The sequence below is a fragment of the Actinomadura litoris genome (assembly GCF_009733595.1).
In the GTDB taxonomy this organism is placed as follows: Bacteria; Actinomycetota; Actinomycetes; order Streptosporangiales; family Streptosporangiaceae; genus Spirillospora; species Spirillospora litoris.
The window spans coordinates 818,648-844,775 of record NZ_WOFH01000001.1; the positions used below are offsets into that span (position 1 = coordinate 818,648).

At 72.4% G+C, this 26,128-nt stretch carries 16 protein-coding genes and 1 pseudogene; 4 read left to right on the forward strand and 13 right to left on the reverse strand.

Annotation, left to right across the window (positions count from 1 at the left end; all coding sequences use genetic code 11):
• Positions 1-26: 26 nt before the first annotated feature.
• Entirely contained in the window at positions 27-719 is a 693-nt protein-coding gene (locus tag GNZ18_RS03605; protein ID WP_156214581.1) for a vWA domain-containing protein, read from the reverse strand.
• A 418-nt stretch (positions 720-1,137) separates the two neighbouring features.
• Between GNZ18_RS03605 and GNZ18_RS43530 the strand changes: the two genes are divergently transcribed.
• Complete coding sequence (locus tag GNZ18_RS43530) at positions 1,138-6,447, forward strand: CHAT domain-containing protein (protein ID WP_156214582.1); 5,310 nt, start codon at positions 1,138-1,140, stop codon at positions 6,445-6,447.
• Between the two features lies 1 nt (position 6,448).
• Here GNZ18_RS43530 and GNZ18_RS03615 read toward each other — a convergent pair whose 3' ends face one another.
• Positions 6,449-7,006, reverse strand: a complete 558-nt coding sequence (locus tag GNZ18_RS03615) for a restriction endonuclease (protein ID WP_156214583.1) — start codon at positions 7,004-7,006, stop codon at positions 6,449-6,451.
• Between the two features lie 121 nt (positions 7,007-7,127).
• Between GNZ18_RS03615 and GNZ18_RS03620 the strand changes: the two genes are divergently transcribed.
• The gene (locus GNZ18_RS03620; protein ID WP_173390629.1) at positions 7,128-7,835 is read left to right on the forward strand and encodes a poly-gamma-glutamate hydrolase family protein; all 708 of its coding nucleotides are present in this window, start codon (positions 7,128-7,130) and stop codon (positions 7,833-7,835) included.
• Positions 7,836-7,930: 95 nt separating this feature from the next.
• Here GNZ18_RS03620 and GNZ18_RS03625 read toward each other — a convergent pair whose 3' ends face one another.
• The 5 genes from GNZ18_RS03625 to GNZ18_RS03645 form a co-directional block, all read right to left on the reverse strand.
• The gene (locus GNZ18_RS03625; protein WP_156214585.1) at positions 7,931-9,565 is read right to left on the reverse strand and encodes a chitobiase/beta-hexosaminidase C-terminal domain-containing protein; all 1,635 of its coding nucleotides are present in this window, start codon (positions 9,563-9,565) and stop codon (positions 7,931-7,933) included.
• Positions 9,566-9,687: 122 nt separating this feature from the next.
• On the reverse strand, positions 9,688-10,563 hold the full coding sequence (phnE, locus tag GNZ18_RS03630; protein ID WP_216651143.1) for a phosphonate ABC transporter, permease protein PhnE: 876 nt from the start codon (positions 10,561-10,563) through the stop codon (positions 9,688-9,690).
• Between the two features lie 50 nt (positions 10,564-10,613).
• Positions 10,614-11,387, reverse strand: coding sequence for a phosphonate ABC transporter ATP-binding protein (locus GNZ18_RS03635; protein ID WP_216651144.1), 774 nt, complete (start codon positions 11,385-11,387; stop codon positions 10,614-10,616).
• A gap of 4 nt (positions 11,388-11,391) precedes the next feature.
• A complete protein-coding gene (locus GNZ18_RS03640; RefSeq protein WP_156214586.1) occupies positions 11,392-12,315 on the reverse strand; it encodes a phosphate/phosphite/phosphonate ABC transporter substrate-binding protein in 924 nt (307 codons plus the stop codon).
• A 38-nt stretch (positions 12,316-12,353) separates the two neighbouring features.
• Entirely contained in the window at positions 12,354-13,496 is a 1,143-nt protein-coding gene (locus GNZ18_RS03645) for a TIGR03364 family FAD-dependent oxidoreductase (RefSeq protein ID WP_156214587.1), read from the reverse strand.
• Between the two features lie 145 nt (positions 13,497-13,641).
• Here GNZ18_RS03645 and GNZ18_RS03650 point away from each other — a divergent pair, with 145 nt between their 5' ends.
• On the forward strand, positions 13,642-14,403 hold the full coding sequence (locus GNZ18_RS03650; RefSeq protein ID WP_156214588.1) for a GntR family transcriptional regulator: 762 nt from the start codon (positions 13,642-13,644) through the stop codon (positions 14,401-14,403).
• Positions 14,400-15,083 carry a phosphonatase-like hydrolase gene (locus GNZ18_RS03655; protein WP_216651145.1) on the forward strand — a complete coding sequence of 228 codons (684 nt, stop codon included), beginning with the start codon at positions 14,400-14,402 and terminating at the stop codon, positions 15,081-15,083. Before GNZ18_RS03650 ends, GNZ18_RS03655 begins: the two co-directional genes overlap by 4 nt.
• A gap of 17 nt (positions 15,084-15,100) precedes the next feature.
• Here GNZ18_RS03655 and GNZ18_RS03660 read toward each other — a convergent pair whose 3' ends face one another.
• The 6 genes and pseudogenes from GNZ18_RS03660 to GNZ18_RS43990 form a co-directional block, all read right to left on the reverse strand.
• Positions 15,101-20,068, reverse strand: coding sequence for a DNA repair ATPase (locus GNZ18_RS03660; protein WP_312874280.1), 4,968 nt, complete (start codon positions 20,066-20,068; stop codon positions 15,101-15,103).
• A 115-nt stretch (positions 20,069-20,183) separates the two neighbouring features.
• Entirely contained in the window at positions 20,184-22,238 is a 2,055-nt protein-coding gene (locus GNZ18_RS03665; RefSeq protein ID WP_156214589.1) for a flotillin family protein, read from the reverse strand.
• 48 nt (positions 22,239-22,286) lie between these two features.
• The gene (locus GNZ18_RS03670; protein ID WP_156214590.1) at positions 22,287-22,973 is read right to left on the reverse strand and encodes a hypothetical protein; all 687 of its coding nucleotides are present in this window, start codon (positions 22,971-22,973) and stop codon (positions 22,287-22,289) included.
• Between the two features lie 409 nt (positions 22,974-23,382).
• Complete coding sequence (locus GNZ18_RS41745; RefSeq protein ID WP_308165852.1) at positions 23,383-24,336, reverse strand: sigma-70 family RNA polymerase sigma factor; 954 nt, start codon at positions 24,334-24,336, stop codon at positions 23,383-23,385.
• Between the two features lie 110 nt (positions 24,337-24,446).
• Positions 24,447-25,001 carry an MFS transporter gene (locus GNZ18_RS41750; RefSeq protein ID WP_246249341.1) on the reverse strand — a complete coding sequence of 185 codons (555 nt, stop codon included), beginning with the start codon at positions 24,999-25,001 and terminating at the stop codon, positions 24,447-24,449.
• 70 nt (positions 25,002-25,071) lie between these two features.
• A pseudogene (locus GNZ18_RS43990) lies at positions 25,072-26,031 on the reverse strand (MFS transporter); the annotation flags it as partial.
• Positions 26,032-26,128: the final 97 nt, after the last annotated feature.

The following is a 26,128-nucleotide window of genomic DNA, read 5'->3' on the forward strand; positions in this document are numbered from 1 at the left end:
CGGCCCGCGGAGGCGGCTCGGCCGGCTCAGTCGCTCAGGTCGGAGAGATCGTCGGGGTCGAACACCGAGACATCGTCGGGCCGGGCACTGTTGACGCGGACGCTCATGCTCCGCGTGAGATATCGGAAGATCTCCGTCACCCGGTCGGCCTCCTCGGCCCGGACGACCGGGTAGAGCGGGTCGGCCACGAACGCCTCCAGCACCTGGTAGGCGGCCGACCCCGCCTCGGGCCCGATCGCCACCGCGAGCCGCAGGGACCTCCCGCCGCGCGGCGAACCCAGCAGGCGGTCGAGCTGCGGCCGCCACTCAGAGGTGGGCCTGCCGTCGGAGATCAGGACGAGCGTCGGGTCGTACGCCGACGCCGGGACCAGGTCCTCATCGTCCAGGACGCGCCGGGCCAGCTCGAAGACCGCGCCCATCGGGGTGCCGCTCGGACCGCCCACCGCGTCCATGTTCGTCCAGGTCACCGAGGCGGCGGGCACCGGCCGCAGATGCAGCGCCGCGCCCTGGCCGCCGAACGTGAGCACGCCGATCGTGATCTCGCCCCGCGGCGACCGCTCCCGCGCGAAGGCGCCGATCATGCTCGCCATCGCCTGGTTCAGCGCCTCGATCTTGCCGTGCTCGGCCATGCTCCCGCTGACGTCCGCGAGCACCAGCACCGGCAGCGGCCGGGGCCGCCGCACGGACGCGAACGGCGTCTCGCCCTGGTCGTTCGGCATGGAATCCGTGCCCCCTCCCGTCCCGCCCAGCGCGGAACATTGCAGAATTCCGCCATCCGGTCCGCCAGTCAAGGAGTAAATGTATTACTTAACGGTAACTGCCAACTTTGAGAAGTAGCGCCCTATATGCGAGGTTCCGCCGCCGCATTCGTCGGGCCGGCATGAGACCGTCGACATCGTTGTCCCCCGGTTCGACGCGGAGGCGCGCTCGTATCCGCCACAGGCCGCGTAGGCCCCCGCGCCTGGGCCGGTCTGGTCTCTGCGGGCCGCCGGTGCCACCGGCCGGATGCTCGACCTCTCCCGCTGTGGCTACATATGCGGTTTTAGCTTGTTTCGTAGAGGAATTCGAAGTTCCTACGACGGGGGCGCGCATACTCGGTAGGTTGCCGCCGGAAGTGGTGGCGAACGGGAGGTCCGGGTGCGGGACCAGTTGGTCGAGGCGATCCTCGCGCGTGTCGAGGAGGCGCACCGGACGGGTGACCATGCCCCGGTCCTGGCCGAGGACGCGCTGGACGAGGCGAACCTGCTCCTGCTGCGTGTCTTCGGGCCCGCGTCGACGCCCGACATGCCCGTCGACGCGGTCGCGCTGACGGTGCTCGGGCGGTTCCACCTGCTCCGGCACCGCGCGCGGCGGGGAACGGAGGACCTGAGAAACGCCCTGCTGTACCTGGGCCAGGTGTACCGGGTCGCACCCGACCTGCTGCCGGACCATGTGCGCCGGTCGTTCGACGACACGCCGGAGATCGCCGGGCCGGACGACCATGTGTTCGGGTACGACGACGACCCTGATGCCTATGTCGAGCAGGGCGACGCGCTGTGCTCGTGGTACGAGGAGCGCGGCGAGGTGGAGGCGCTGGAGGCGGCCGTCCGGGTCTACCGCGCGGCCGTCGCCGCCGACCGGTCGAGGAACGCCCGGTACCTGTGGAGCCTGCACTCGGCCCTTGTCGAACTCGCCCGCGCGACCGACGACCCGGAGGCGGCCCGCGAGGCCACCGAGGTGGCGCGGATCCTCACCGGGTCGGGCACCGACGTGTCGTCTCCCGCCGAGGGCGAGGCGATCCGCCTCGTGAACCTCAGCGACACGCTCCGGGGCGAGTTCGCCCGCACCGGGGACGAGGCGGTGATCAATGAGTCGATCACGACCGCGCGGGCCGCCGTCGAGGCCGCCGAGGACGACGAGGAGCGCGGGCTCGCGCTGACGAACCTGTCCGCGTCCCTGGAGACCCGGTACGAGTACCTGAACGACGACGAGGCGTTGCGCGAGTCGGTCGATGTCGGCCGGGCCGCGATCGCGGCCGACCCCGATCTGCTCCTGACCGTCGCCAACCAGGCCGTCTTCCTGAGGGAGCTGTTCCTGCGCACCAAGGACACCGCCCTGCTGGAGGAGTCGCTGGCCGCGCACGCGCGGGTCCTGCGCGCGACGTCGGACACCCACGCCTCCCTGGACTCCCGGCTCATGAACGCCGCGAACACGCTGCGCGTGCTCTACCGGTGGACCGAGGACCCCTCTCCCGTGCTCGACGCCGTCGAGGTGGCGGCCGCCGAGGAGGAGGACGAGGAGGAGGAGGAGGCCGGGCTCGGCGAGGCCGCGATCCTCGCCGACGCGCTCGTGGACCTGGCCGACCGGACCGGGGACGAGGACATCCTGCGCGAAGGGATCGCGGCCTGCCGGATGGTCCTCGCCGAACTGGACGACGAGCCGTTGCGCGGTGACGTCCTGTATTCGCTCTCCGCCGCGCTCTACCTGCTGACGTGGCACAACCAGGACCCGCACGTGGTGCGTGAGTCCGTCGACACCGCCCGGGAGGCGGTCGGGACCGACGCCGAGGACGACGTCGAGTCGGCCCGGCGACTGACCCACCTCGGATTCGTGCTGCGCAACGCGTTCGAGGTGACCGGGGAGCACGCCCTGCTGGCCGAGGCCCGCACCGCCTTGACCCGGGCGTTGGCGCTGACCACGCCGGAGGTGGTCCAGGAGGTCCTCGGCGCCCGCGAGGAAGCGGTCGACGCGGTGGTCGAGGACGACCGCGTGATGGAACTGTGGATCCTGGAGCGGAGCGTGAGCTGGGCCGCGCCGAGGGTGCGCGCCATGCACCGCGCCGAACTCGTGCGACTCGCGGGCGGCCTCGGTGAGAGCGCGCACGCTGTGGCGCTCGAACTCGCACAGGAGTTCGCGGCGGCCCTCGACCGTCTGATGGCGTCCGATCTCTCCCCGACCGAGCGATCAAGCCTGATCACCGCCCTGCGCGAGCGTGTGACCGCCTTCCAGGGCACCCGCGATGCCGACGAGGTGCTCGTCCCCGAAGCGCTCGACGAGCTGGTCGAGCTTCTGTGCGTGGTGCCGGACCCGCTCGACGACGTGCAGGTCACGCAGACGGCCGGGTGGCTGCTGTGGTCGCGGTTCGCCGCGCGCGGCACGTCCGAGGGCGGTGCGGAGCTGCTGGTCGCGCTCGACCTGCTCGCGCCCCTGTACCGGATGGGCGGTCGGGCGCACGTGCCGACGTTGATCGCCGAGAGGTTCGACGAGAAGCCCCCCGCCGACCCGGACAGCGCCGCGACGCTCGGGAGACTCGGCCGCGTCCAGTACGGCGACGTCGACACCGATCCGGGCGCCCTGGACCGGGCCGTCCTGCTGTTCCGCCGGGCGATCGACCTCGCCGGGGACGGGCACGCCGAACTGCCGCTTCTGCGCACGAACCTCGGTACCGCGCTGATGTCGAGGTTCGACCGCGACGGGGACCTGGACGATCTGGACGAGGCGGTCGGTGAGTGCCGGGCCGCCGTCCGGGAGACCCCGCCGGACGCTCCGACGCAAGCGACATACCTGTCCAACCTGGGCATCACCCTGTTGACCCGGGCCGAACGGCTGGGCAGTCAGCAGGACCTGGAGGACGCCGTCGCGGCATGCCAGGCGGCGGTCGACGGATGGCCCGGCCACCCCGAATTCGAGGGGATGACCACCAACCTCGACACCGCGCGGCGCACGCTGGCGAACTTCCTCGACCACGAGGCCGGCCTGAGTGAACGGATCGACGCGACGTCCGATCCGGCGGAACTGGCCGGCCTGCTGTGGAACCGGTTCGTCCGCACCGGTGACCCGGCGGACCTCGACCGGGCTGTGCGGGTGCGGCAGGACGCGCTCGACGCGGGCGAGTCACCGGCCGAGCACCTGCAAGGCCTGTGCAGCCTCCTTCAGCGCCGGTTCGACCACTTCGGACGGTCCGAGGACCTGACCGCGTCCATCGCGGCGGGGCGGGCGGCGATCGAGGCGACGCCGCCCGGCGACCCGGAGCTCGCCGGGCGCGGGTCCACGCTGGCGAACGCTCTGTCCAGCCGGTACGAGAACGGGGGCGCGCTTGAGGACCTGGAGGAAGCCCTCCGGTACACCCGGGAAGCGGTGGTGTCGGACGCCGAGCCCTCGCCTTCCGAGTTGTCGAAGCTCTCCCTGTTCCTCCGCCTGCTGTTCGAGCGCACCGACCGCGTCGAGCACGTCGACGAGGCGGTCGAGGCCGGACGGGCCGCCGTCGGGGCCGCGTCCAAAGGCGACCCGCTCCTCGGCGTCTACCTGGGCAACCTCGGCGGCACGCTGCTGGCCCGGTTCCGCCGCACCGACGGTCAGGCAGACCTGGACGAGGCGGTCGACACGCTGCGCCGGTCCGTGTCGGCCATCCCCCCGGCGAGCCCCGAGCGCGGCATGATGCTGACCAACCTCTCGTCCGCGTTCTACAGCCGGTTCGACTCCCGGCGGGACCGGGCCGACCTGGACGCGGCGATCGACACCGGCCGGCAGGCGGTCGAGGCGACCTCGCCCGACCACACCAGCCGCCCGCTGCGCCTGTCGAACCTCGCGGCCATGCTCCGAATCCGGTTCGGCGCCAACGGTGCCCCCGCCGACCTGGACGAGGCGCTGGAGGCGTCCCGGGCGGCCCTGAAGTCCATGGCTCCCGGCGATCTGCGACGCGCGAGCGCGCTGCTGAACCTCACGCAGACGCTGCTCGACCTGCACGGCCGGACCGGACGGAGGGAAACCCTCGACACCGCGATAGACCTCGCCCGCGAGTCCTTGGCGGAACTCCCGGTCGACCACCCCGACCGGCCCCTCCACCTGCTCTCCCTCAGCCGGGCGTTGCAAGGACGCGACGCCGTGACCGGTACGGACCTGGAGGCCGCGGTCGCGGCGGTCCGGGAGGCGGCGTCGACCGACCTGGGCGGACCGCGCGTCCGCGCCACGGCCGCCGCGGAGTGGGCCGCGCTGGCGGCGTCCGACGGGCGGTGGGCGGAGGCCGCCCAGGCGTACGGGACGGCGGTCGACCTGGTGGGCCTGACCGTCTCCCGGGCCCTGACCCGGCGCGACCGCGAGGCGTTGATCGACGGTATGGCGGGGCTCGGCGCGGACGCCGCCGCGTGCTGTGTGCGCGCCGGATCACCGGCGCGGGCGGTCGAGCTGTTCGAGCAGGGGCGCGGGCTGCTGCTCGGGCACACGCTGGACAGCCGCACGGACCTCACCGCGCTCGCCGAGCGCCGACCGGCTTTCGCGACGATGTTCACCGAGCTGTGCGCGGCGTTGGAGGACCCCGACACCGATGCCGCGACGCGGCGCGGGCTGGCCGCGCGCTACGACCGGCTGCTCGCGGACATCCGGACGCTGCCCGGTTTCAGCGCCTTCCTGCGCCCGCCGACCGCGCGCGACCTCGCGCCCGCCGAGGGCCACGCCGTGGTCGTCGTGGTGTCCGACTTCGGGTCGTACGGGCTGATCCTGTCCGCCGCGGGCGAGGTGACGCCCGTTCCGCTGCCCGCGCTCACGCCGCAGGTCGTCCTGGAGGAGGCGCTGGACTTCCTCGATGCGGTCGACGACACCGAGTCCGAGGGGGCCCGGACCAGGGCCGCCGGGCACGACCGTGTGGTGCGTACGCTGGAGTGGCTCTGGGACGCGGTGGCCGGCCCGGTGCTCGACCACCTGGGTGCCGCCGAACGGTTGTGGTGGTGCCCGTCCGGCATGCTCTCGCTGCTGCCGCTGCACGCGGCGGGCCACCACGGAACGGGGTCGCTCACCGTGGTGGACCGGGTGGTGTGCTCGACCACGCCCACCCTCCGGGCGCTGGCGCACTCACGGCGCGGTGCCGGCCCCGCCCGACCGCGCGCCGACCGCGCACTGGTCGTGGCGATGCCGGACACGCCGGGCCACGACGTGCCGCTGGCCGGCGCGGAGCGGGAGGCGGCGGTGGTGCGCACCCACCTGCCCGCGGCGGTCGACGTGCTCAGCGGGACCGCGGCGACCCGCGACGCCGTGATCGCGGCCCTGCCGAAGGCGCGGATAGCGCACTTCGCGTGCCACGGCCACAGCGACCTGACCGACCCCTCGGAGAGCCTGCTCCTGCTGGCCGACCACCACAACCACCCGCTCACCGTGCTGGACCTCGCACACCTGAGCCTGGACGCCGACCTGGCGTTCCTGTCCGCGTGCTCGACGGCCCGCCCCGGCGGGCGGCTGGCGGACGAGGTGATCCACCTGGCATCGGCGTTCCAGTTGGCGGGGTACCGGCACGTGATCGGCACCCTCTGGCCGATCGGCGACCAGCACGCCGTGGACTTCGCGGAACTGGTCTACCCGGCGATCGCCGCGGGCGGAGACATCGCGACGGCCGTGCACGCCGCTACCCGCATCCTGCGCGACCGCCATCCCGACGACCCGCTGGTGTGGGCGTCCCACGTCCACATCGGCGCGTGAGTCAGACCCCGGGCCGCCCCAACAGGAACTCCGCGACGCACTCCGGGTGGTCCTCGTCGTCGGCGGCCAGCACCATCCCCCGGACACCCGCTCCACCGTGGTAGCAGGCCACGAGGGCGGGCCGTGCGGCCCTGCCCATGTCCCGGGTGGTGAAGACGAACCGCCCCTCGGTGACGGTGACGAGCGCGATCCCGTGGGTCCTGGCGAATTCGACGGCCCCCGCCTGGAACGCCGAGGTCGCCACCAGCACCCCTTTGTGCGCCCCCACGCTCTGGACCTTCTGCCGCAGTACCTGCACCAACTCCCGCTTGATCGGGTTCCGGTGCAACTTCGCCTCGACCACCACCCGGAACTCCAGCCCGGCGAACCGGTACCGCGCGGTCGCGTCGAACTCGTAGACCCCGTCCACCCCGGCGACCTTCTCATGCGTGCTCACGACCAGCCCGTCGACCTGCGGGCTCGCGGCACCCAGCAGTTCCCCGGCGACGAACTCCTCGAATTCACGCGGCGTGATCCCCGGATACGGATACCGGCCCACCACCCGATCGTCCTGTACCACCACGGCACATTACCGCGCTCGGTCATGGCGCCGGGCCCCGGCGACGGGGACCGCACCTTGCCCGTACTGGTGTCGGGCCTCCATGCGGGGGATCTTGGACTTCCGCAACGAGGAGGTCGGGATGAGGAAAGTCGTGTCCATTGCCGGGATCGTCGCCGTGACCATGTGCGGGCTGAACGGGGTGGCGCATGCTTCGGCCGACAAGTACCAGAACTATGCCGAGCTCGCGCAGCACGAGAAGGAGGGCCAGGACTACCGGCGTACCCTCCGCGCGCCCGGTGAGCCGAAGGTCGCGCACATCGCGATCCACGGAGGTGGGATCGAGCCGGGCACCACCCAGCTCGCGGACCGTGCCGCCGCGGCCCGCAGCGGCTACGCCTACTACTCGTTCGAGGGCGTCAAGCCGTCCGGGAACAAGGATCTGCACATCACCTCGACGCGTTTCGACGAGCCGCGGGGACTCGCGCTGGCGCAGCGGGTCGACCGCACGGTCTCCTGGCACGGCGCGGACGGCAGCACGCCCGTGACCTACGTCGGCGGGCTGGACGACCAACTGCGCGAGCAGGTCGCCTGCCGACTGGGCAAGGCCGGGTTCGCGGTCGCGCCGACGGTCCCCGGCGACATCGACGGTAGCGACCCGCACAACATCGCCAACCGGAACCGCCGGCACAAGGGCGTACAACTGGAACTGAGCACCGCCCAACGCAAGGCGTTCTTCACCGACGGCCGACTCGACCGCGCCTGGATCGAAGACCCGACCCACCGCACCGGAGCCTTCGAGAAATACATCAAGGCGGTCGACCAGGCCCTCTCCAGTGGAGATTGCTAAGGAATCCATCGGGCCGATGGGCACGGACCGCCGAGTCGGACGCCGTGATGCCCCGTTACCGGTCATGTCCGGTAACGGGGCGCTGTAGGCAGGTGCTACTTCAGCACCTTTACGGCGACCTGGGACTGGTTGCCCTGTGCGTCGACCGCGATGACCTCCGCGCGGTATTTCACGCCGTCGCGCTTGGCCGGGACCGGGATGTCCATGGAGTCGGCGGCGGGGACCACGTCGAAGCGGTTGGCGACCTTCGTGGTGAGCACCTCGGTGCCGTTGTCGGCGCGGGTGACGCGGACCTTGTAGTGGTACACCAACTCATCGTCCTTGGCCTGCTCGATGCGCAGTGCCAGTCGGCCGTCCTCGCCGGTCTGGGCCGACAGCGGGTGCGATGACGTCCAGCGCGGAGCCCTGCGGTTGCGGTTGGCGTCGGTGTAGGTGAAGTTCCGCACGACCTTGGCGTCGCCGCCGGCGGTCTTGATCTCCCAGGGCTCTCCGGCCAGTGTTCCGTCGCTCTGGTACGGCGGCTTCCAGTTCGCCGACCATTTCCCGCCGGTGTAGATGTCGTGGAGGTCGGCGTTGAGGTTGATCCGGTTGATGACGGTGCGGCCCCGGTAGATTTCCACTGCCAGGCCCTGGGCGGTGGGAGTCTCGAAGCGTCCGGCCAGTTTCCCTTCCGCGTCGAGCATCTGGTACCCGTGGTCGAATTCGATGTACGACGAACTGGAGTCGTTCACCGCGGTGAAGTTCTTCTGGTGGATCGCACGCGGGTCGTTCAGGTTCAGGTGCGAGTGGCCTGAGAAGTAGACGGCGCGGGGGAACTTCGCCATGTCCTGGGCCAGCGCCGGGTTCGCGGTCTGCTGGCCGTCCAGCACGGTTCCCGGAACCGGCTTGTGGCCGCCGACGATGATCGGCAGGTCCCGGTAGGCGGGGTTCGCGGAGATCTGGGCTAGTTGCGTACGCAGCCAGGCCCCCTGGGCGGCGGAGTAGTTCTCGGTGTTGACCGTGACCACCGGGATCCCCTTGACCTCGGTGCGATAGTAGCCGTCACCGGAATCCGGGAACCACTCCTTGGGGTAGCCCGCGCGGACGTCCGCCAGGCTCGCGTCATGGTTTCCGTACGCCATGAGCACCTTGGTGGCGTTCATGCCCTTGCGTTGGAGGTTCTCCTTGAAGATGCGGGCGACCATCTGGTGGTCCTTGCCGCGCCCGTCCCCGTTGTCGTTGATCATGTCGCCGTTGGAGAGGATGGCGTCCGGCTTGCCCAGGACCCCGCCGATGGTGTCGAAGTAGGAGGTCCAGCGGTCGCGGTCGGCCCCGTAGTCGCCGACGTGGACGTCCGAGAGGATCATCATGCGGGCGATCGGCTGCTCGCCCTTGCGGATGAGGTAGCCCGCGGATTTGAAGGCGCCGACCTTGTTGCCCTTGAAGGCGCGTGCCGTCAGGTTCGTATCTTTGGAGATACGGATCGGCCTGCCGCCGTAGGCGCGGCTGCTCTTCTGGGGAATGCTGCCGTCGGTGGTATAGCGGATCGTCTCACCCCGCTCGGCCTTGAGTTCGACGGCCACCGTGTGCTCGTAGCGGCCGCCGGCGACGCTGAACTTCGGGGCCTGCGGCGTCTCGTCGGCCGTGGCGCCGTGTGCCAGTGGGAAAAGACCCAGACCGACGCCGACCGAGGCCGCCGCAAGGCGGCGCCACGAAGCTGATTTTCGGCGGTGGGTGGCTACCTGGTGCATGTGGAGGCTCCGATCTTGGCGTGCGGTAGGCACTGTGAGATTTGTTTCGTGCGCGAATGAATTGAATCTTGGGTACCAAGCAGCGCATTTCGCCCTTGAAAACGCCTACCTGAAGTGGACGGTCAAGGGGCGAGTCTGCGTCGGACGAAGGAGCTGAGCAGGTCCACGATGACGACCAGCACCAGGACCATCAGGATGTAGGTGAGCATCTGGTCGAACCGGAACTCCTGGATCGACTGGTTGATGAGGAAGCCGATGCCGCCGGCGCCCACGAGCCCGAGGACCAGTGACGACCGCACGTTCACGTCCAGCCGGTACAGCACCAGGCCGACGAGCTGCGGTAGGCATGCCGGGAGCACCGCGTGCGCGATGAGCTGCGTGCGGCCGGCGCCCGCGATGCGCAGCGCCTGCGCCGGGCCGTCGTCGACCTCCTCCATCGCCTCCGACCACAGCTTGCCCATGACGCCTGTGTTGTTGCAGATCAGCGCGAGCACCCCGGCGAACGGGCCGAGGCCGACGGCGGTCACGAAGACGAGGGCGAACACGACGTCCGGTACGGCGCGCAGGAACGACATGATTCCGCGGGCGACCTGGTAGACGGCCGCGTTGCCGTTGGTGGCGCGCGTCCCGAGCACGCACAGCACGATCGTGAACGGGATCGACAGCGTGGTGCCGAGGAGCCCGATCCACAGCGTCACCAGGCAGGCGTCCAGGCCGTCCTTGACGACCGGGTCCCAGGTGAGGTCCGGCGGGATCGCCTCGGAGACGAAGCGGACCATGCCGTGCCAGCCCTCGGCGAGCATTCCGAGGTCCATCTCGGCGCCGCGCCAGGCGGCGACGTGCAGTGCCACGAGAACGGCGGTGATGCCGGCGGCCATCCCGATGGCGCGGGGGCCGCGCCGCTTGCGCGGCACCGGCATCCGTTCGGGGGTCCGCTCGTCGACGAGGGCGCTCATGCGCGCCGCCTGCGGAGGGACCCCCAGGTTCGCTTCGCTCACGTGTGCCTCCTGCGGGGGGACGGCCTCCCGCACCCCCCGGTTCGCTTCGCTCATGAGTGGACCCCCTCGTTCACGACGTACAGGGAGGACATCTGCTCCTGGGTGACCTCGTCGGCGGCGCCGGCGAAGGCGATGCGGCCGCCGCGCAGCCCGACCAGCCGGTCGGCGTGGCGGCGGGCGAGCTCCGGCTGGTGCAGCACCGCCGCGACCGCGATCGACTCCGTGCGGGCGAGATCGGCCATGACGCTCATGACCCGTTCGGCGGCCGAGGGGTCCAGCGCGGAGACCGGCTCGTCGGCGAGCAGCACCTCGGCCCGCTGGCAGAGCGCGCGGGCCAGCGCGACCCGCTGCTGCTGGCCGCCGGACAGCGCGGCGACCCGTTCGTGCGCCCGGTCGGCGAGGCCGACCCGGTCCAGGCAGGCCATCGCCTCCTCGCGCAGTTCGCGCGGGAAGGCGAGGGGCGTCCAGGACCGGTGGAGCGGGAGCCGTCCGAGCGCACCGGCGCAGACGTTGTCCAGGGCGGAGCGCCGCCGCACCAGGTGGATCTGCTGGAAGACCATGGCGACGCGGGTGCGGGCGCGGTCCGCCGTCCGGGAGCCGTCGAGCAGGTCGGTGCCGAAGACGCCGACCCGCCCCCGGTCGGGGCGGACGAGGCCGACGGTGCATTTCAGGGCCGTCGACTTGCCCGATCCGTTGGCGCCCAGCAGGGCCACCACCTCTCCCGGGGCCACGTCCAGGTCGAAGCCGGAGAGCACCGCGCGGCCGCCGAAGGACTTGCACAGGCCGCGCACGGTGAGCGCGTCGGTCGCGGTCGCCGTCGTCACCGTCCTAGACGTCCTTCTCGGTCAGGCCGAGGGTCTTGGCCAGGTCGAACAGGGGCTGGTAGGTCTGCTTGGCGACCGGGACGAGCGGGCCGGGCTCGACGTCGAGGTAGGAGCCCACCTTCGCGACGTCCTGCGGGGTGAGCGAGGTGAGCGCGGAGACCAGCTTGGCGCGGAACGCCGGGTCGAGGTCCTTGCGGACGGCGATCGGGTCGTTGGGGATCGGGTCGGAGGCCCAGATCTGCCGGTACTTGGACGCGTCGAACTGCTTCTCCTCGGTCGAGGTGGCCTGCTGCTGGGTGTTGATCTCGGCGGCGTCGACCTTGCCGTAGGTCAGCGCGAGCAGCGCCTGCGGGTGGCCGCCCGCGTACTGGCGCTTCACGTCGGACTCCGCCAGTCCCGCCTTCTTGATGGCGAAGCGGGGCAGCGCGTCGCCCGACGTCGAGCCGGCGTCCGACAGGGCCAGCGTGCGTCCCTTGAGGTCGGCGACGGTCTTGATCGGGCTGTCCTTCTTGACCCAGATCCCGGCCTTGTAGCTCGACACCGTGCGGTCGGGGTTGCCGAAGGACGCCACGGCCTGCGCGCCGGTGCGCTGGGAGGCGAACACGAAGCCGAGCGGGCCGAACTGGGCGATCTCCAGCTTGCCGTTCTGCAGCGCGAGGACCTCGGCGGAGTAGCCCTGCACGATCTGCACCTCGACCGGGCAGCCGAGCTTGGTCTCCAGCGCCTTGCCGAGGGTCTTGTAGGCGGGGGTGAGCTTGGCGGCGTCCTCGAACGGCTCGACGCCGAACCGCACCTTGCCGCCGGGGCAGGAGCCCGTCGAGGACCCCTTGGCGTCCGAACCGGACGCGTCGTCGCCGCAGCCGGTCAGGGCGAGGGCGGCCGCGGGCACGAGGGCGGCCATTGCTATGGAGAGCCGGAATCGGCGCATGGGAAGACCTTTCATGTTCTGTTCGGGGAGGGGTGCGGTCAGGCGAAGGAGTCGAGGACGGCCTGGGCCAGACCGTGGGCGATGGTCATGCCGATGCCGGAGGTGACCGAGACGGCGCGGACGCCGTCCGCCACCTCCGTGTCGAGCACGTCGGCCCGCGCCGACGAGGCGTACTCGCCCCGCCAGCGGCGCAGGACGCGCAGCGACGGGACTCCGAACAGGTCAGCGCCTTCGCGCAGCAGCAGCCGGGCCAGTTCCTCGTCCTCGAACGGAGCGTGGGTCTGGGCGTAGTGGTGGGTGTCGCCGAGGACGATCGCGCCGCCGGGACGCTGGACGAGCATCAGGTTCACCCCGGCGTCCAGCAGCTCCGGCGCCCGGGCCGCGACCGCCTCCCGCAACGCGGCGGCCGACGGCTGCGCGGTGAAGCCGCCGTAGCGCAGCATCGACAGGCCGGTCAGCACACCGGGATCGATCCGGACACCGCCCGGCGCCTCGACCTCCAGCATCTGGAGCTTGCAGCGGGTGATCCCGGCGGCGTCGGCGACGTCCGGGTAGAGCCGGTCGACGTCGTGGCCGACCGCGAGCACCGTGCGCGCGGCCCGCACCTCGCCGCGGGAGGTGCGGACCAGGCCGGGCTCGGCCGACAGCACGCTGGTGCGCCAGGCGATCGGGACGCCCTGCGCGGCCAGCCACTCCGCCACGGCGGGGATCACCGTGGGCGAGTTCAGCCGCAGGTCCAGCGGGAGGTGGGCGCCGCCCAGCGGCGCGGCCCCCTCCACCGGCAGGTGCCGGCGGACGCCCGCCCCGTCCAGCAGCCGGACCTGCTCGGGGCCGCGCTCCCCCGCGAGGTCCTCCAGGACGGCCATCTCCTCCGGCCGCCGGGCGACCACGAGGGTGCCGGCCTGGTTGACGGCGAATCCGGCCTTGCCCGCGAGCCAGAGCCAGCGCTCCCGTGCGGCCAGCGCGTATTCGAGCGCCCGCCCGTTCTGGGCCGTCACGCAGACGTGGCCGAAGTTGCGGACGGACGCCCCGGCCGCGAAGGCGTCGCGGTCGACCACCGCGACCGAGAGCCCGCGCAGGTGCGCTTCGACGGCGTGCGCGAGCCCGACGACGCCCGCGCCGACCACGAGCAGGTCAACGGGTTCGCTGGGCAGCGCCGACGGTGCGCGATGGTTGCTCATGGCTCCCGAGATTGAGGGTCCGACCGGTATGCCGTCAATGCTCGTCCGATACCTGTACAAACAAGTTAAGCGGCCGTTCACCTGGCACTTTGCGGAAAGAACCCGGCATTGACAGCGCGGTGATCAGCTCTTGTATGGTCAAGCCATGTCGTCGGAGTCACTGCATGCCAAGCTGGCCGACGCGCTGCGGGAGCGGATCGTCAGCGGCGCCCTCACCGTCGGTGAGACGCTGCCGTCGGAGGCCCGGCTCGTCGAGGAGTTCGGGCTCTCCCGGGGCACCGTCCGGCAGGCGCTGTCCGCGTTGCGCAACGAGGGCCTCATCGAGGGCGGCCAGGGGCGCCCGCCGGTCGTCCGGCACCGTCCGATGGGCCAGCCGTTCGAGACGTTCCTGTCCTACAGCGCGTGGGTCGAGCAGTCCGGGCACCGGCCCGGCCAGCGGACGATCGAGCTGGCCCGGCGCGGAGCGGACGCGGTCGCCGCCGCGGAACTCGGTCTGAAACCGGGCGAGCCGGTCGTCGACGTCCTGCGGCTGCGGCTGCTCGACGGCGAGCCGGTGATGCTGGAGCGCAGCACGTTCGTGCTGGACGTCGGGCGGCTGCTGTTCGACTTCGACCCGGACGCGGGCTCGATCTACGCGGGCCTGCTCGCCCAGGGCGTGGAGATGGCCGCCGCCACCCACACCATCGACGCCGTCGCCGCCACCGACGAGGACGCCGCCCTGCTGGAGGTCCCCGACGGCAGCCCGCTGCTGCGCGAGCGGCGCACCGCGGGCACCGCCGACGGCCGTCCGGTCGAGTACGCCGACGACCGCTACCGTCCCGACCGCGCGACGTTCACCATCGCCAACGCACGCGCCCACCGCCTCGCCTTCGCGCGCACCATGCCCACCTCAGGAGCGACCCCGTGACCGCAGATCCGCCGTTCGAACTCGCCGCGCTGGACATGGCCGGCACCACCGTCCAGGAGGGCGGCGCCGTCTACGCGGCGCTCGACGAGGCCGTCGCCGCCCACGTCGGCCGCCCGGTCCCGGCGGAGACGCTGCACCGCTGGACCGGGACGAGCAAGCGGGAGGCCGCCGCCGGGCTGCTCACCGAGCTGACCGGAACCGCGCCGGAGGCCGACGTCGACGCCGTGTACGGCGACTTCGCCGCCCGGCTGGCCGACGCCTACGCCGCCACCCCGCCGACCCCGATCCCCGGGGTCACCGAGGCCGTCGCCGCGCTGCGCGCCGCCGGGGTGAAGGTCGTCCTCCAGACCGGCTACGCGCGCGGGATCGCCCAATCGATCCTGGACGCGATGGGCTGGACCGTCGGCGGCACCGTCGACGGCCTGGTCACCAGCGACGAGGTCGCCGCGAGCCGTCCCGCCCCCTACCTGGTCTTCCACGCGATGGAGGCGGCGGGCGTCACCGCCGTGGACCGGGTCCTGGTCGCTGGCGACACCCCCAACGACCTGGCCGCCGGACACAACGCCGGCGCCCGCTACGTGGTCGGTGTGCTGACCGGCGCGACCCCGGCCACCGAACTAGGCCGCCACCGGCACACCCACCTCCTGGACTCGGCCGCCGACCTCCCCACCCTCCTCTAACCCGGAATCGCTCCCCGCTAGGAATGAAGGCTGCCGTTGGGGGTGGGGCGTTGGGTGGCTTGTTCGATGGCGGTCTGGACGGCCGCGACGCGGTCGGTGAGCAGGGTGAGGGCGCCGACGGCGCGGCCCACCGGGTCGTCGGTCGTGCCGCCGAGGGCCTGGGATCGCCGGTAGGCGGCCTTGACCTCGTTCCAGCGCGCCGCCTGCTCGGGGGTCGCGCGACCGCGGAGTTCGGCGAGCTTCAGGAGGTTCGCCTCGGCGTCGCCGGTGAGGGTCTGGGCTTCGGCGGCGTAGTGGTCGTCGACGAGGGTGTCGAGTTCGTCGTCGTTCATCGCCGGGACGATCCGCTCGGCGAGCTTGTTCATGTTCCGGTACGACCCCTGGAGCCGGAACGGGGGTTCGGTGCGGGAGGCGTCGTTCTGGGCGGACGAGGCGATGTAGGCGCGGTTGACCGCGAGGACGACGTCGCGGGCGCGCAGGAGTCCGCGCAGCACGGACAGGATCTGGTCCAGCTCGGCCCGGGAGTAGGGGTGGACGAGCCGGTCGGGCCGCGCGGACGGGTCGCCGTCCGCGAGCCGCACCAGGAGCCGCGGGTCGCCGGGGTCGCGGGCGGACAGCGGCGCGAGGACGGGGTTGGAGGTGAGGGCGTTCTCGACGTAGCTGAGCGCGAACAGGTCGTCGCGGCCGGACAGGACGTCGCCGAGGTTCCAGACGTCGGCGCGGTTGGCCAGCATGTCGGGTATCTGGAAGCGGGTGCCCGACTCGGTGTAGGGGTTGCCGGCCATGCAGACCGCGAAGCGTTTGCCGCGCAGGTCGTAGGTGCGGGTGCGGCCGTTCCAGGTGCCCTCGACGCGGCGCTGCGCGTCGCAGAGGGGGATGAACTTCTGGAGCAGCTCGGACGAGGTGTGCTGGATGTCGTCGAGGTAGAGCAGCACATTGGTGCCGAGCTCGAACGCGAGGTTGATCTTCTCGATCTCGCGGCGCGCGGTGGCGTCCGGTGCCCCGGCGGGGTCGAGCGAGGTGACCGAGCGGCCGAGGGCGGGGCCGCTGACCTTGATCATCAGCAGGCCGAGACGCTCGGCGACGTACTCGATGAGGGTGGTCTTGCCGTAGCCGGGCGGTGAGAGGAGCAGCAGCATCCCCATCTGGTCGGTGCGCTTGCCGGTTCCGGCCGCGCCGAGCTGCTTGGCGAGGTTGTCGCCGATGAGGGGCAGGTAGACCTCGTCGATGAGCCGGTTGCGGACGAAGGCGCTCAGCACGGCCGGTCTGTGCTCGGCGAGGCGGAGCCTGCGCTGCTCGGCGGAGATCAGTTCGGTGCGGTGGCGCTGGTAGGCGCGGTAGGCCGGGACGTGGTCGCCGCGGAAGCGGCGGACGCGCGCGAGGGTCTCGTCCAGCCGGAGGCCCAGGTCGCGGCCGGTGACCCTCGGGTGGGCGCCGAGCAGGCCGGTCACGGTGGCGGTCAGCTCGGCGTCGGAGTCGTAGCGGGTGGCGGAGGTGCCGCACAGGAGCATGGCGATCACCTCGGGATGGTCGAGCCGGTCGGTGTCCGGGGTCGCGGCGTCCAGCCACGCCTCGGCGAGGTGGTGGCGGGCGGGGAGGGAGGCGGGGTCGTCGCCGAGGGAGCGCAGGTCGTGGTCGAGTGCGTCCGACAGGGCTCCGAGTGCGGCGCGGAAGTCGCGGAGAAGGCCGCGGGCGCGGGGGCCGGTGACGAATCCCGCCGGCGACGTCGCGAGTTCCTCGAACAGGTACTCCCCCGCCAGCGCGTCGGACGGCAGGTCCAGGGCCGCGCAGAACGCGGTGATGGCGGCGTTCAGTTCGGCGCACAGGTCGTCCACGGCACGGGTCCGGCCGAAGGCGGCGCGGGCCTGGGCCAGCGAGGCGGCCCGGACCGTCCAGGCCGCGCGGGCGGGCTCGTCGGTGCCGTGGTTCCAGAAGAGCAGGGCCGCGGCCCTCGCCGCGGCGGGGTAGCGGAGCAGGGCGGCACCGGCGTGCAGGCGTAGGAGTTCGGTCAGGACGAGGGTGGCGTCGTGGTCGTGGACGCCCCGCTCGTAGCCCTCGTCGTACCGGGTCGCCGCGATGTTCCGCACCAGGTCGGACAGGCCGGACTCGGTGGCGGCGGCACGGTGGAGTTCGGCCACGGACGACTCGCCGGTCCCGGCCTCGGCGTCCAGGAGGATCGAGGCGGCCAGGTACTCGGCCCGGTACACCCGCGGGGTCTCCGACACCAGCGCCTGGTCCCAGAACGGGCGGGTCTTCTGGAACGGCTCGTCCCGTACGTCCGCGCGGTAGTCGGTACCCGTCACAGCGAAGGCCATGGTCCCGGCGTGGGGGACGAGGGTGAGTTCGGCCGGACGGGTGTTGACGGCGAAGCGGTGGCGTCCGAGGCGGAGCGTGTCGCCGCCGTCGGCGTAGAGGTCGAGCCGGTCGCGGAGCGCGCGGCCCGCCTCCTGGCGCGCGGCCTTGACGCGGCCGTCCAGCTCTTCGGCGCGGACGTGGTCGCCGAGCGTGCGGAGTTCGGCGGCGACGCCGTGCAGGCGGGCCACCGAGGGGTCGGTGGTGAAGTAGGTGTTGACCTCGTCCGGGGAGGTGAACGCGGCGGCCCTGCGCTGGACGCCGGCGAGGATCCGCTCGGCCGACTCGGTCAGCCGTCCGGCGTGGCGGGCGCGTTCGTCCAGCAGGGCCTGCTTACGGGCGGTGAACGCCTCGTACAGGTCGGTTCGCTTGGCCTCCAGTTGCCGGAGGAAGTCGTCGAACTCGGCGAACCGGGTCTCCAGGTTCTCCACCCGCAGGAGCAGGCGTCCGAGTTGCTCGTCGCAGCGGTCGGGGGTGTCGGCCGCGGTGAGCGCGCCCGCGACGGCCTGGTCGAGCAGCGCGTGCTCGGCGGCGAACGCGGCGCGGCCCTCGGTGTCGAGCAGCGCGCGGCGGCGGGAGTCCAGCAGGGCGCGGGCGCGGTTGACGCCGGCCAGCACCGCGCCGACGCGCTCCAGGATCGCGGTGCGGACGGTCGCGTCGGCGATGTCGAGGTCGCCGACGACCTCGGTGACGATCTCCAGGCCCTCGGCCTGCGCGGCCAGCCGCTCGTGCACGGGCGCGGCCGCGGCGACGGTGCCGATGCCCTCGGCCTGGGCGGTGAGCCGGTCGATCTCGGCGTGGTAGCCGGTGAAGGCGCCGTCGCCGCGCAGGAACGCGACCGCGCCCCGGCCGGTGTCGTCCTGGGCACCGGCGAGGGCGGACGCCAGCTCGTCGACGCGGTCGTGGTCGGCGTGGCGCAGCTCGCGCAGGGTCTCCAGACGGCCCCGGGCGCGACGCAGCTCGGCGAGCCTCGCGACCCAGGCGTCGGCGGTGCCCGGGTCCTGGTCCCGCACCAGCCGGATCAGTGCCGCGACCGTGCCGGCGGCCTCCTCGACCGCCTCGTGCGCCTGCGCGGTGAGCGCCTGGACGTTGCCGTACTCGGCCAGCACCTGGTCGGCGGTCGCACGGACCTGGGTGAGCGGGGCCAGCAGGTCCCCGAGCGCCCCGTCGCCCAGCCAGTGGTAGAGGTCGGCCGCGCGGACGCACGCGGCGATGAGCGCCTGGAACATCGCGGTGGACGGCGGCGTCTCCTCGGCCATCCGGGTCACCGCGAGGCAGTCGGAGATGCCCCGGACCAGGTCGGCGTTGCCGACGCGCTCCAGCGGTCCGGTGCCGACCGGCCGCGCGGCGGCGTGCGCGTCCGAGACGTACGGGGTCCGCCACACCTGCACGGGGTGGACGCGGGACGGCTCGTCGGACTGGGCGCGCAGCACGACGAGCGTGCCGTCGTCGAACAGCGAGTGGCCGTGGCAGGTGATCGGGGCGGCCACCTGCTCGCGGATCACGTTGTAGTGCAGCAGCAGCGACCGGCCGTCCTCGCGGGAATGGAACACATACAGGACGTCCTCGCCGTTGGGCGAGCGGACGGACCGCTCGTACTCCAGCCCGGTGACCTCGGTGTCGAAGGTCTTGGCGGTCCCGGTGTCGAGGTAGTAGCCGCCGGGGAAGACGACGCCGCGGTCGTCCGGGAGCCGCCGGCACGCCTGCTCGATGCCGTCGAGCCGGACCACCTCCTTGGTGCGGGTGTTGAACACCAGGTGCCGCCAGGCGCTCTCGTTGTAGGGACGGATCCGCAGCAGGATCAGCGCGCCGACACGGGCATGGTGCACGTCGGCGTCGGCGAGGCTCTGCAACGGCTCGTCGACCGGCTCGGCGTGGATGCCGGCGTCCGTCCCGGTGTCGTCCTCGATCTTGACGGTGAGGGTGCCGCCGGTGGTCCCGACGAACACCTCGCCCCCGATGGAGATGTGCGGGTGGCGGCCCTGGACGTGGTCCTCGCGGGTCGTCTCCGTCCAGGCGAAGTCGTGGGACGGCGGGAAGACGTGGTCGCGCTCCCCCCGGTTGTCCAGGTAGCGGACGGTGCCGTCGGCGTCCACCGACCAGCGGAGCACGCGGACGTCCTCCAGCCGCGGGCCGGTCTGGAAGACCGCCAGGAGCCGGCCGTCCAGCCGCCGAAGCTGGAGCAGCCGGGCCTGCCGGTAGTACCGGTACATCTCGGCGAAGTCCCGCTCGAACCGCGGATCGCGCAGCAGCCGTGGCGACGCGTCGGGCCCGGCCGCCGTGAAGGCGAAGCCGTCCCCGTCCCCGTCCCCGTCGCGGGCGAAGCGGTGCAGCGCGAAGACGTCGCCGACGCCCGCCTCGGCCCTGAGCCCGGTGAGCGTGTTGTAGCCGAACAGCAGGAGCCCGCCGACCGGCACGAGGTCGCGGGGCACGCAGCCGTTCCCGGTGCGGATCCGCTCCGTCCCGAGCAGGCGCAGCTCGGTGCCGCCGAAGACCTCCACGCGCCAGGCGTTGAGCGCCTCGGCGCGCTCGGCCAGCTCGGCCGCGTGGCCCGCCAGGCGGGCGCGCAGCACCTCGTAGGTGCCGTGGTCGAGCCCGGTCCCGGCGTCATCGGACGCCTTCGCTTCGGTCACATCCGCTTCCCCGGCGGCGAGCCCGCTCACAGATCCTCCTCCAGTCGTTCCACCGGCGCCCCCGCCGGCCGTTCCGCATGCCCGGCGGGGGCCGCCGGGCTCAGCCGGTCATGGTTCAGTGCGTGGCCGCGTTGGCGGCCGGCCTGGGCATCCCGGTGAGGGGCGTATCCCCGAGCGACACCTCGGCGAGCGGCATCTCGGCGACGCCCAGGTGCCGGGCCGCCTCCAGCAGTTCGCGCATCTTGCCGGTGTCCGGGCCGCCGGACCCGATCAGCCGCATCAGCAGCGCCGACAGCGTCAGGTCCCGCACGCCCGCGGTGTCGAGCGAACCCAGCAGCCGCGCCATGTCGCCCGTGAAGCTCGCGGATCCGTCCAGCCACGGGCCGGCGAGCGTCTGAGCCACCTCGCTGTTCCGCACGAACCCGTCCACGCCCTTGCCGAGCGCGATCGAGCCCATGAGGCGGTCGAGGAACACGCTCTCGCCGCCGACGATGCTGATGTCGGCCTGCTCCAGCCCGGTGGACAGCACGGCGGCCTGGGCCTCGGCGACCTGCCGCTGCGTGTCGATGCCGGCCAGCCGGACCTCCTTCTCCGCCTGGAGCCGCAGCCGGTACTCCTCGTGCCCGCGGCCGGCGTCGTCCAGGGCCGCCATCGCGGCCGCCTTCTCGGTGAGCCCCGCCGCCTCGGCCTTCGACCTCTCCCGGACGGCCGTGGCCTCGGCCAGCGCCTTCTCCTGGGTGACGGCGGCCTCGGCGCGGCCCACCTTCTCGATCGCCGCCGCGTCGCGCTCGCGCACCTGGACCGCGGCGAGCCCGGCCGCGGCGGCCTCCGCCCGCGCCCCCTCGGCCAGCCGGATCCGGGCGTCGGCGTCCAGCTCCGCGGCCTGCCGGCGGGCCTCGGCGAGCGTCAGCTCCTCGCGCGCCCGGTGGGCGGCCGCGGCCTCGGCCGCCTCGGCGGCCTTGATGTCCTTGACCAGGTTCTCCTGCGCCTCGGCCTCGGCACGGATGACCACGGCCTGGCGGGCGCGCTCGGCCTCCTCGACCGCGCGCAGCCGCTTGATGTCCTCCTCCTGCTCGGCGACGGTCCGCTCGACCGCGATCCGCTCCCGGATCACCTCGGCGATGTCCCGCTTCTGCCCCTCGACCTCCTTGTCCGCCGCGATCCGGGTCAGCTCGGTCTCCCGCTCGCGGGCGATGACCTCCAGCAACCGGTCCTTCTCGATCCGCTCGCTCTCGATCGCGATGACCCGCTCCCGGTTCTTCTCCGCGACCGCGATCTCGCGGGACTTGTTCTCCTGCTGGACGCCGAGCTGCTCGTCGGTGCGCAGGTGCGCCGCCTGGGCGCGCAGCCGCTCCTCGGCCTGCACGCGCTGGGTCTCGGCTTCCTCGCGGGCCCGCACCGTCTCGATCTCCCGCCGCTGCTTGAGCTCGGCGTCCGCCTGGCGGCGCTCCAGCTCCAGGATCGCCTCCCGCGCCTCCACGTCCTGGCGGGCGATCTCCTTCTCCTCGTTGCGCGCGTGCTCGTTGGTGCGCACGTGCTGGATCGCGGTCAGCTCGGTGATCTTGCGGATGCCCTGGGCGTCCAGGATGTTGCTCTTGTCCAGCGACAGCAGCGACGTCTGCTCCAGGTGGTCGATCGCGGCGTCCTCCAGGCTGTAGCCGTTCAGGTCGGTGCCGATCACCTCGATGATGTGGTCGCGGAACTCGTTGCGGCGGGTGTAGAGGTCCTCGAAGTCCAGGTGCTTGCCGACGGTCTTGAGCGCCTCGGAGAACTTGGCGGCGAACAGCTCCTGCATCGTCGTCTGGTCGCTGGCGCGGGCCGTGCCGATCGCCTGGGCCACCTTCTTGACGTCCTCGACGGTCTTGTTGACCCGCACGAAGAACGTGATGCGGATATCGGCCCGGATGTTGTCCTTGCAGATCAGGCCGTCCCTGCCGGTCCGCTCGATCTCGATGGTCTTCACCGAGATGTCCATCATCTCGGCCTTGTGCAGCACCGGCAGCACGACCGCGCCGGTGAAGGTGACGTCCACCTTCTTGAGCTTGGAGACGATCATCGCCCGGCCCTGTTCGACCTTGCGGAACAGCCGGGACACCATCAGCACCAGGCCGAGGGCGATGAGCAGGGCCACGGCGAGGAGCACGCCGAGCCCGATCGTGATGACATCCATCGAGATCCCTGTCTAGGAGGAGGAGAGACGCGGGGAGGGGCGTGCGGATCAAGAGCGCGGATGGTCCGGGGCCATCGCCGCGTCGTACGGCATGACCCAGAAGAACCCGCCCGCCGCGTCGAAATCGAAGATCAGCGCGGTGCTGCCGAAGGTGAGGGCGGTGCCGTCCGCCGCGCCCGCCACGGGAACGTCCGCCGCGGGCCGCCTGACCTGGACGGTCGCGGTGGACCCGTCGGCCGCGGCGACCTCGGCTTGGCCGAAGTCCGGCCCCACCCGTCCCGTGCGGACGACGCACGTCCGGCCCACGAAGTCGCGCAGCGAGGTCTCCGCCCCGCCGCGGAAGACCCGGCGCAAGGGCAGGACGGCCAGCCGTGTCCCCAGCCAGGCACTCGCCGACGCCACCACCAGCACCGCGAGCGAGAGCACGACGCGCGCGGCGGTTCCGCCGATGCCGCCGAGCAGCGCCGAGCCCGCCAGGCTGACGAACCACGCCAGCGAGACCAGCGACGACACCGCCACCGTCGCCGGGACGCCGTCGAGCCCTCCCGCCACCAGCAGCCCGCCGAAGCCGCCGTCCGCACCGCCGGCACCGGCCCCCGTGTCGGTGCCGGCGTCGAGGAGGTCGACCCCGAGGCCGCCGAGCAGCACCAGCGCCCAGTACCCGGCGACCACCGCCAGAGAAAAGCTGAAAAGTACCGTCGGAAAACCGAGCGCGGCGTCAATGAACTCGCCCATGTGAATGCACGCCTTCGCGTCGAGGCCATGACCGATCAGACCGCCGCACCCTGTGCGTGGCCGACAAAGAAGAGAAAGGGAAAGCGCGGCTCAGCCGAGCGCGACGGCGCGCCGAGGCTCAGCTATCGGGGAACGCCGCCGCCCAGAAGATGACACGAAGGCCGACGCGCATGGCCGTGACCTCGGCCGTCGACTTGGGGGAACGTAGCGCGGTGAAATGGTTGCGGGGCGTCATCCGACCTCCTGATGGGAGACGTATCCTGTCTCGCCGACCAGGCTTCCCGGCACACCAAGGGTTACTTTAGCGCATTCTTTACGTCCAGGAAAAGCCCTTTCCCGGCTTTCCCGCCGCCGGCGAAAGCGCACGCTGCGGGCCGCGCACCAGCGGGTGCCGCCCGCCGTCGCCGGATCACCACCGGGCGATGAGCGGTGAGCCCGGTTCGCTCCGCCGCCAGACCTCGGTGAGGCGGACGAGGCGGGCGGGGGCGGCGATCCCGTGCACGGACGCGATCCTGCCGTCGGCGATGTCGAACGCCACGGCGCCGACGACCCCGTCGCCGAGCACGAAGAGGACGGCGGGGCCGCCGTTGACGAGCGCGTAGTGGATGGCGGGGGCGCCGCCGACGAAACGCCGTTTCGCGTCCGTGGGTTTGAAGCCGGCCCGTGCGAGGGCGGCGATCCGCAGCGGGGAGTCGTACCGGTGCGGCCGCCCGGTCAGCCCGGCGCCGTCGGAGATCGCGGTCGCGTCGTCGGTCAGCAGCGCCACCAGCCGTTCGGTGCGGCCCGAGGAAGCGGCCGCGAGGAACTCCTCGACGATCCGGCGGGCGGACGCCGGGTCCACCCCGCCGCCGTGCCGGCGCGCGGCGGTGATCCGGCGCCGGGCCCGGTGGAGGTGCTGCTGGCTCGCGGACTCGGTGATCTCCAGGATCTCGGCGATCTCGGCGTGGCCGTAGGAGAACGCCTCGCGGAGGAGGTAGACGGCCCGCTCCAGAGGCGACAGGCGCTCCATGAGGGTCAGCACGGCCAGGGAGACCGATTCGCGTTGCTCGAACGTGTCGGCCGGGCCGAGCATCGGGTCGCCGTCGAGGAGCGGTTCGGGCATCCAGGCGCCGGCGGCGCGTTCGCGGCGGGCCCGCGCCGAGCGGAGCCGGTCGAGGCACAGGTTGGTGACGACCTTGGTCAGCCACGCCTCCGGCACCTCGATCCGCCCCCGGTCGGCGGCCTGCCAGTGCAGGAACGCGTCCTGGACGGCGTCCTCGGCGTCGGCGGCGGAGCCCAGCAGCCGGTACGCCAGCGAGGCCAGCCGGTTCCGGCTGGCCTCGAACCGGGTGGTGTCGAAGCGATCGGTGGCGGTGCCGTCCACACGGACCACCCTAGGCGGCTGATTCGGGACGCCCGCCGATTCCCCCGAGACTCCGCGTGGACCCGGCGAGACCGGACGAGGCCCCGCGGGCGGCGCCGCTCCGTGCCCGTTCACGTGCGGATGACCACCCGCTCCTCCGCCTCGTCCGGCGCGGCCGCGGGGGCGGCGTCCTCCGGGCCGCGGAGGACGATGCAGACGAGCAGCACGCCCATGACGGCGACGCCGATCCACATGGCCTGCTGCCATCCGTCGACGTAGGACCGCCTCGCGGCGTCGATCAGGTCCCGCGCGTACGGACCCGCGCCGCCCGACGCCTGGACGGCGTTGGCGATGCCCTCCCGGGCGGCGTCCGCGGGCCCTTGGGGGACGCCCCGCAACCGGTCGTCGATGGCGTCGCGGTACCCGGCCGAAAGGAGCGCGCCGAGCATGGCGACGCCGAGCGCGGTCCCGAACTCGCGGGTGACGTCGTTGAGGGCGGAGGCGACGCCCTGCTTGTGGCGCGGCAGCGAGCGGGTGATGGCCTCGGTGGAGGGCACCATGGAAAGGCCCATGCCGAGACCCATGACGAGGATGCCGGGCAGAATCGACCGGTAGCCGTCCTCGACGGAGACGAACAGGGCCATGAGCGCCAGGCCGACGCCGGTCAGCCCGATCCCCGCGGTCATGGTCGCGCGGGGGCCGACGCGCCCGGCGAGCCTGGGCCAGGCCGGAGGCCGTCATCATCGCGGCCGCCATGGGCATCAGCGCCGCCGCGGACAGCAGCGCCGACCAGCCGACCACGGCCTGGAGGAACGGGAACAGGACAACGAAGACGCCCGCCTGGACCCCGAAGACCATCACGAGCGTGATCGAGCCGACGGCCAGACCGCGCTCACCGAACAGCCGCACGTCCAGCAGCGCGGCGTCCCGGCGGCGCCGTTCCCAGACCACGAAGGCGGCCGCGGCGACGAGGCCGACGGCGAGGCCGACCAGCGTCGCGGGCGCGGTCCAGCCGCGCCGCGGGCCCTCCTGCAAGGCGAAGATGAGGGCGGCCACGGCGACGACGGACACCAGCGCGCCGACGGTGTCGAAGGCGTGGCCGGAGCGCTCGTGGGAGTTGGGAACCGACGTCAGCGTCAGGGCCAGGGCCACGACGACCAGCGCTACGGGCAGGACGAACTGCCAGCGCCAGTCGGCGACGTCGACGAGAAGGGCGGACAGGAACATGCCGAGGATGCCGCCGCCTCCGGCGACGCCCGTCCATACGCCGATCGCCTTGCCGCGCTGCTCCTCGGGGAAGGTGGAGGTGATGACGGCCAGGGTGATGGGCATGATCGTCGCCGCGCCGACCCCGCCGGCCACGCGCGCGGCGAGCATGACCTCCGCGGACGGGGCCAGTCCCGCCGCGACGCTCGCGACGCCGAAGACGGCCAGCCCGGTGACCAGCGTCGGCTTGCGGCCCAGGCGGTCACCGATCGCGCCGAGCGGCAGCAGCAGCGCCGACAGCGTGAGCGTGTAGACGTTGATGATCCACAGGACCGTGTCCTGCGAGGTGTCGAAGTCGACCGCCATGTGCGTCTGGGCGACGTTCAGCCCGGACACCGACGCGATGACGGCCATGAGCGCCATCGAGACGGCGATCAGGATCGCGCGCAACTGACGCGCGTCCGGTGCGGCCCCGTCGGCGGGTGCCGTCCGCGGAGGGTTCGTGACCATGGATTCCTCTCCAGAAGGGCATGCGGCATCAGCGCCGGAGCAGGTCCGGTCGCCGGGTGAAAGGGGTTGCGGGCCCTCGCCCGCCACGTCGGATGGT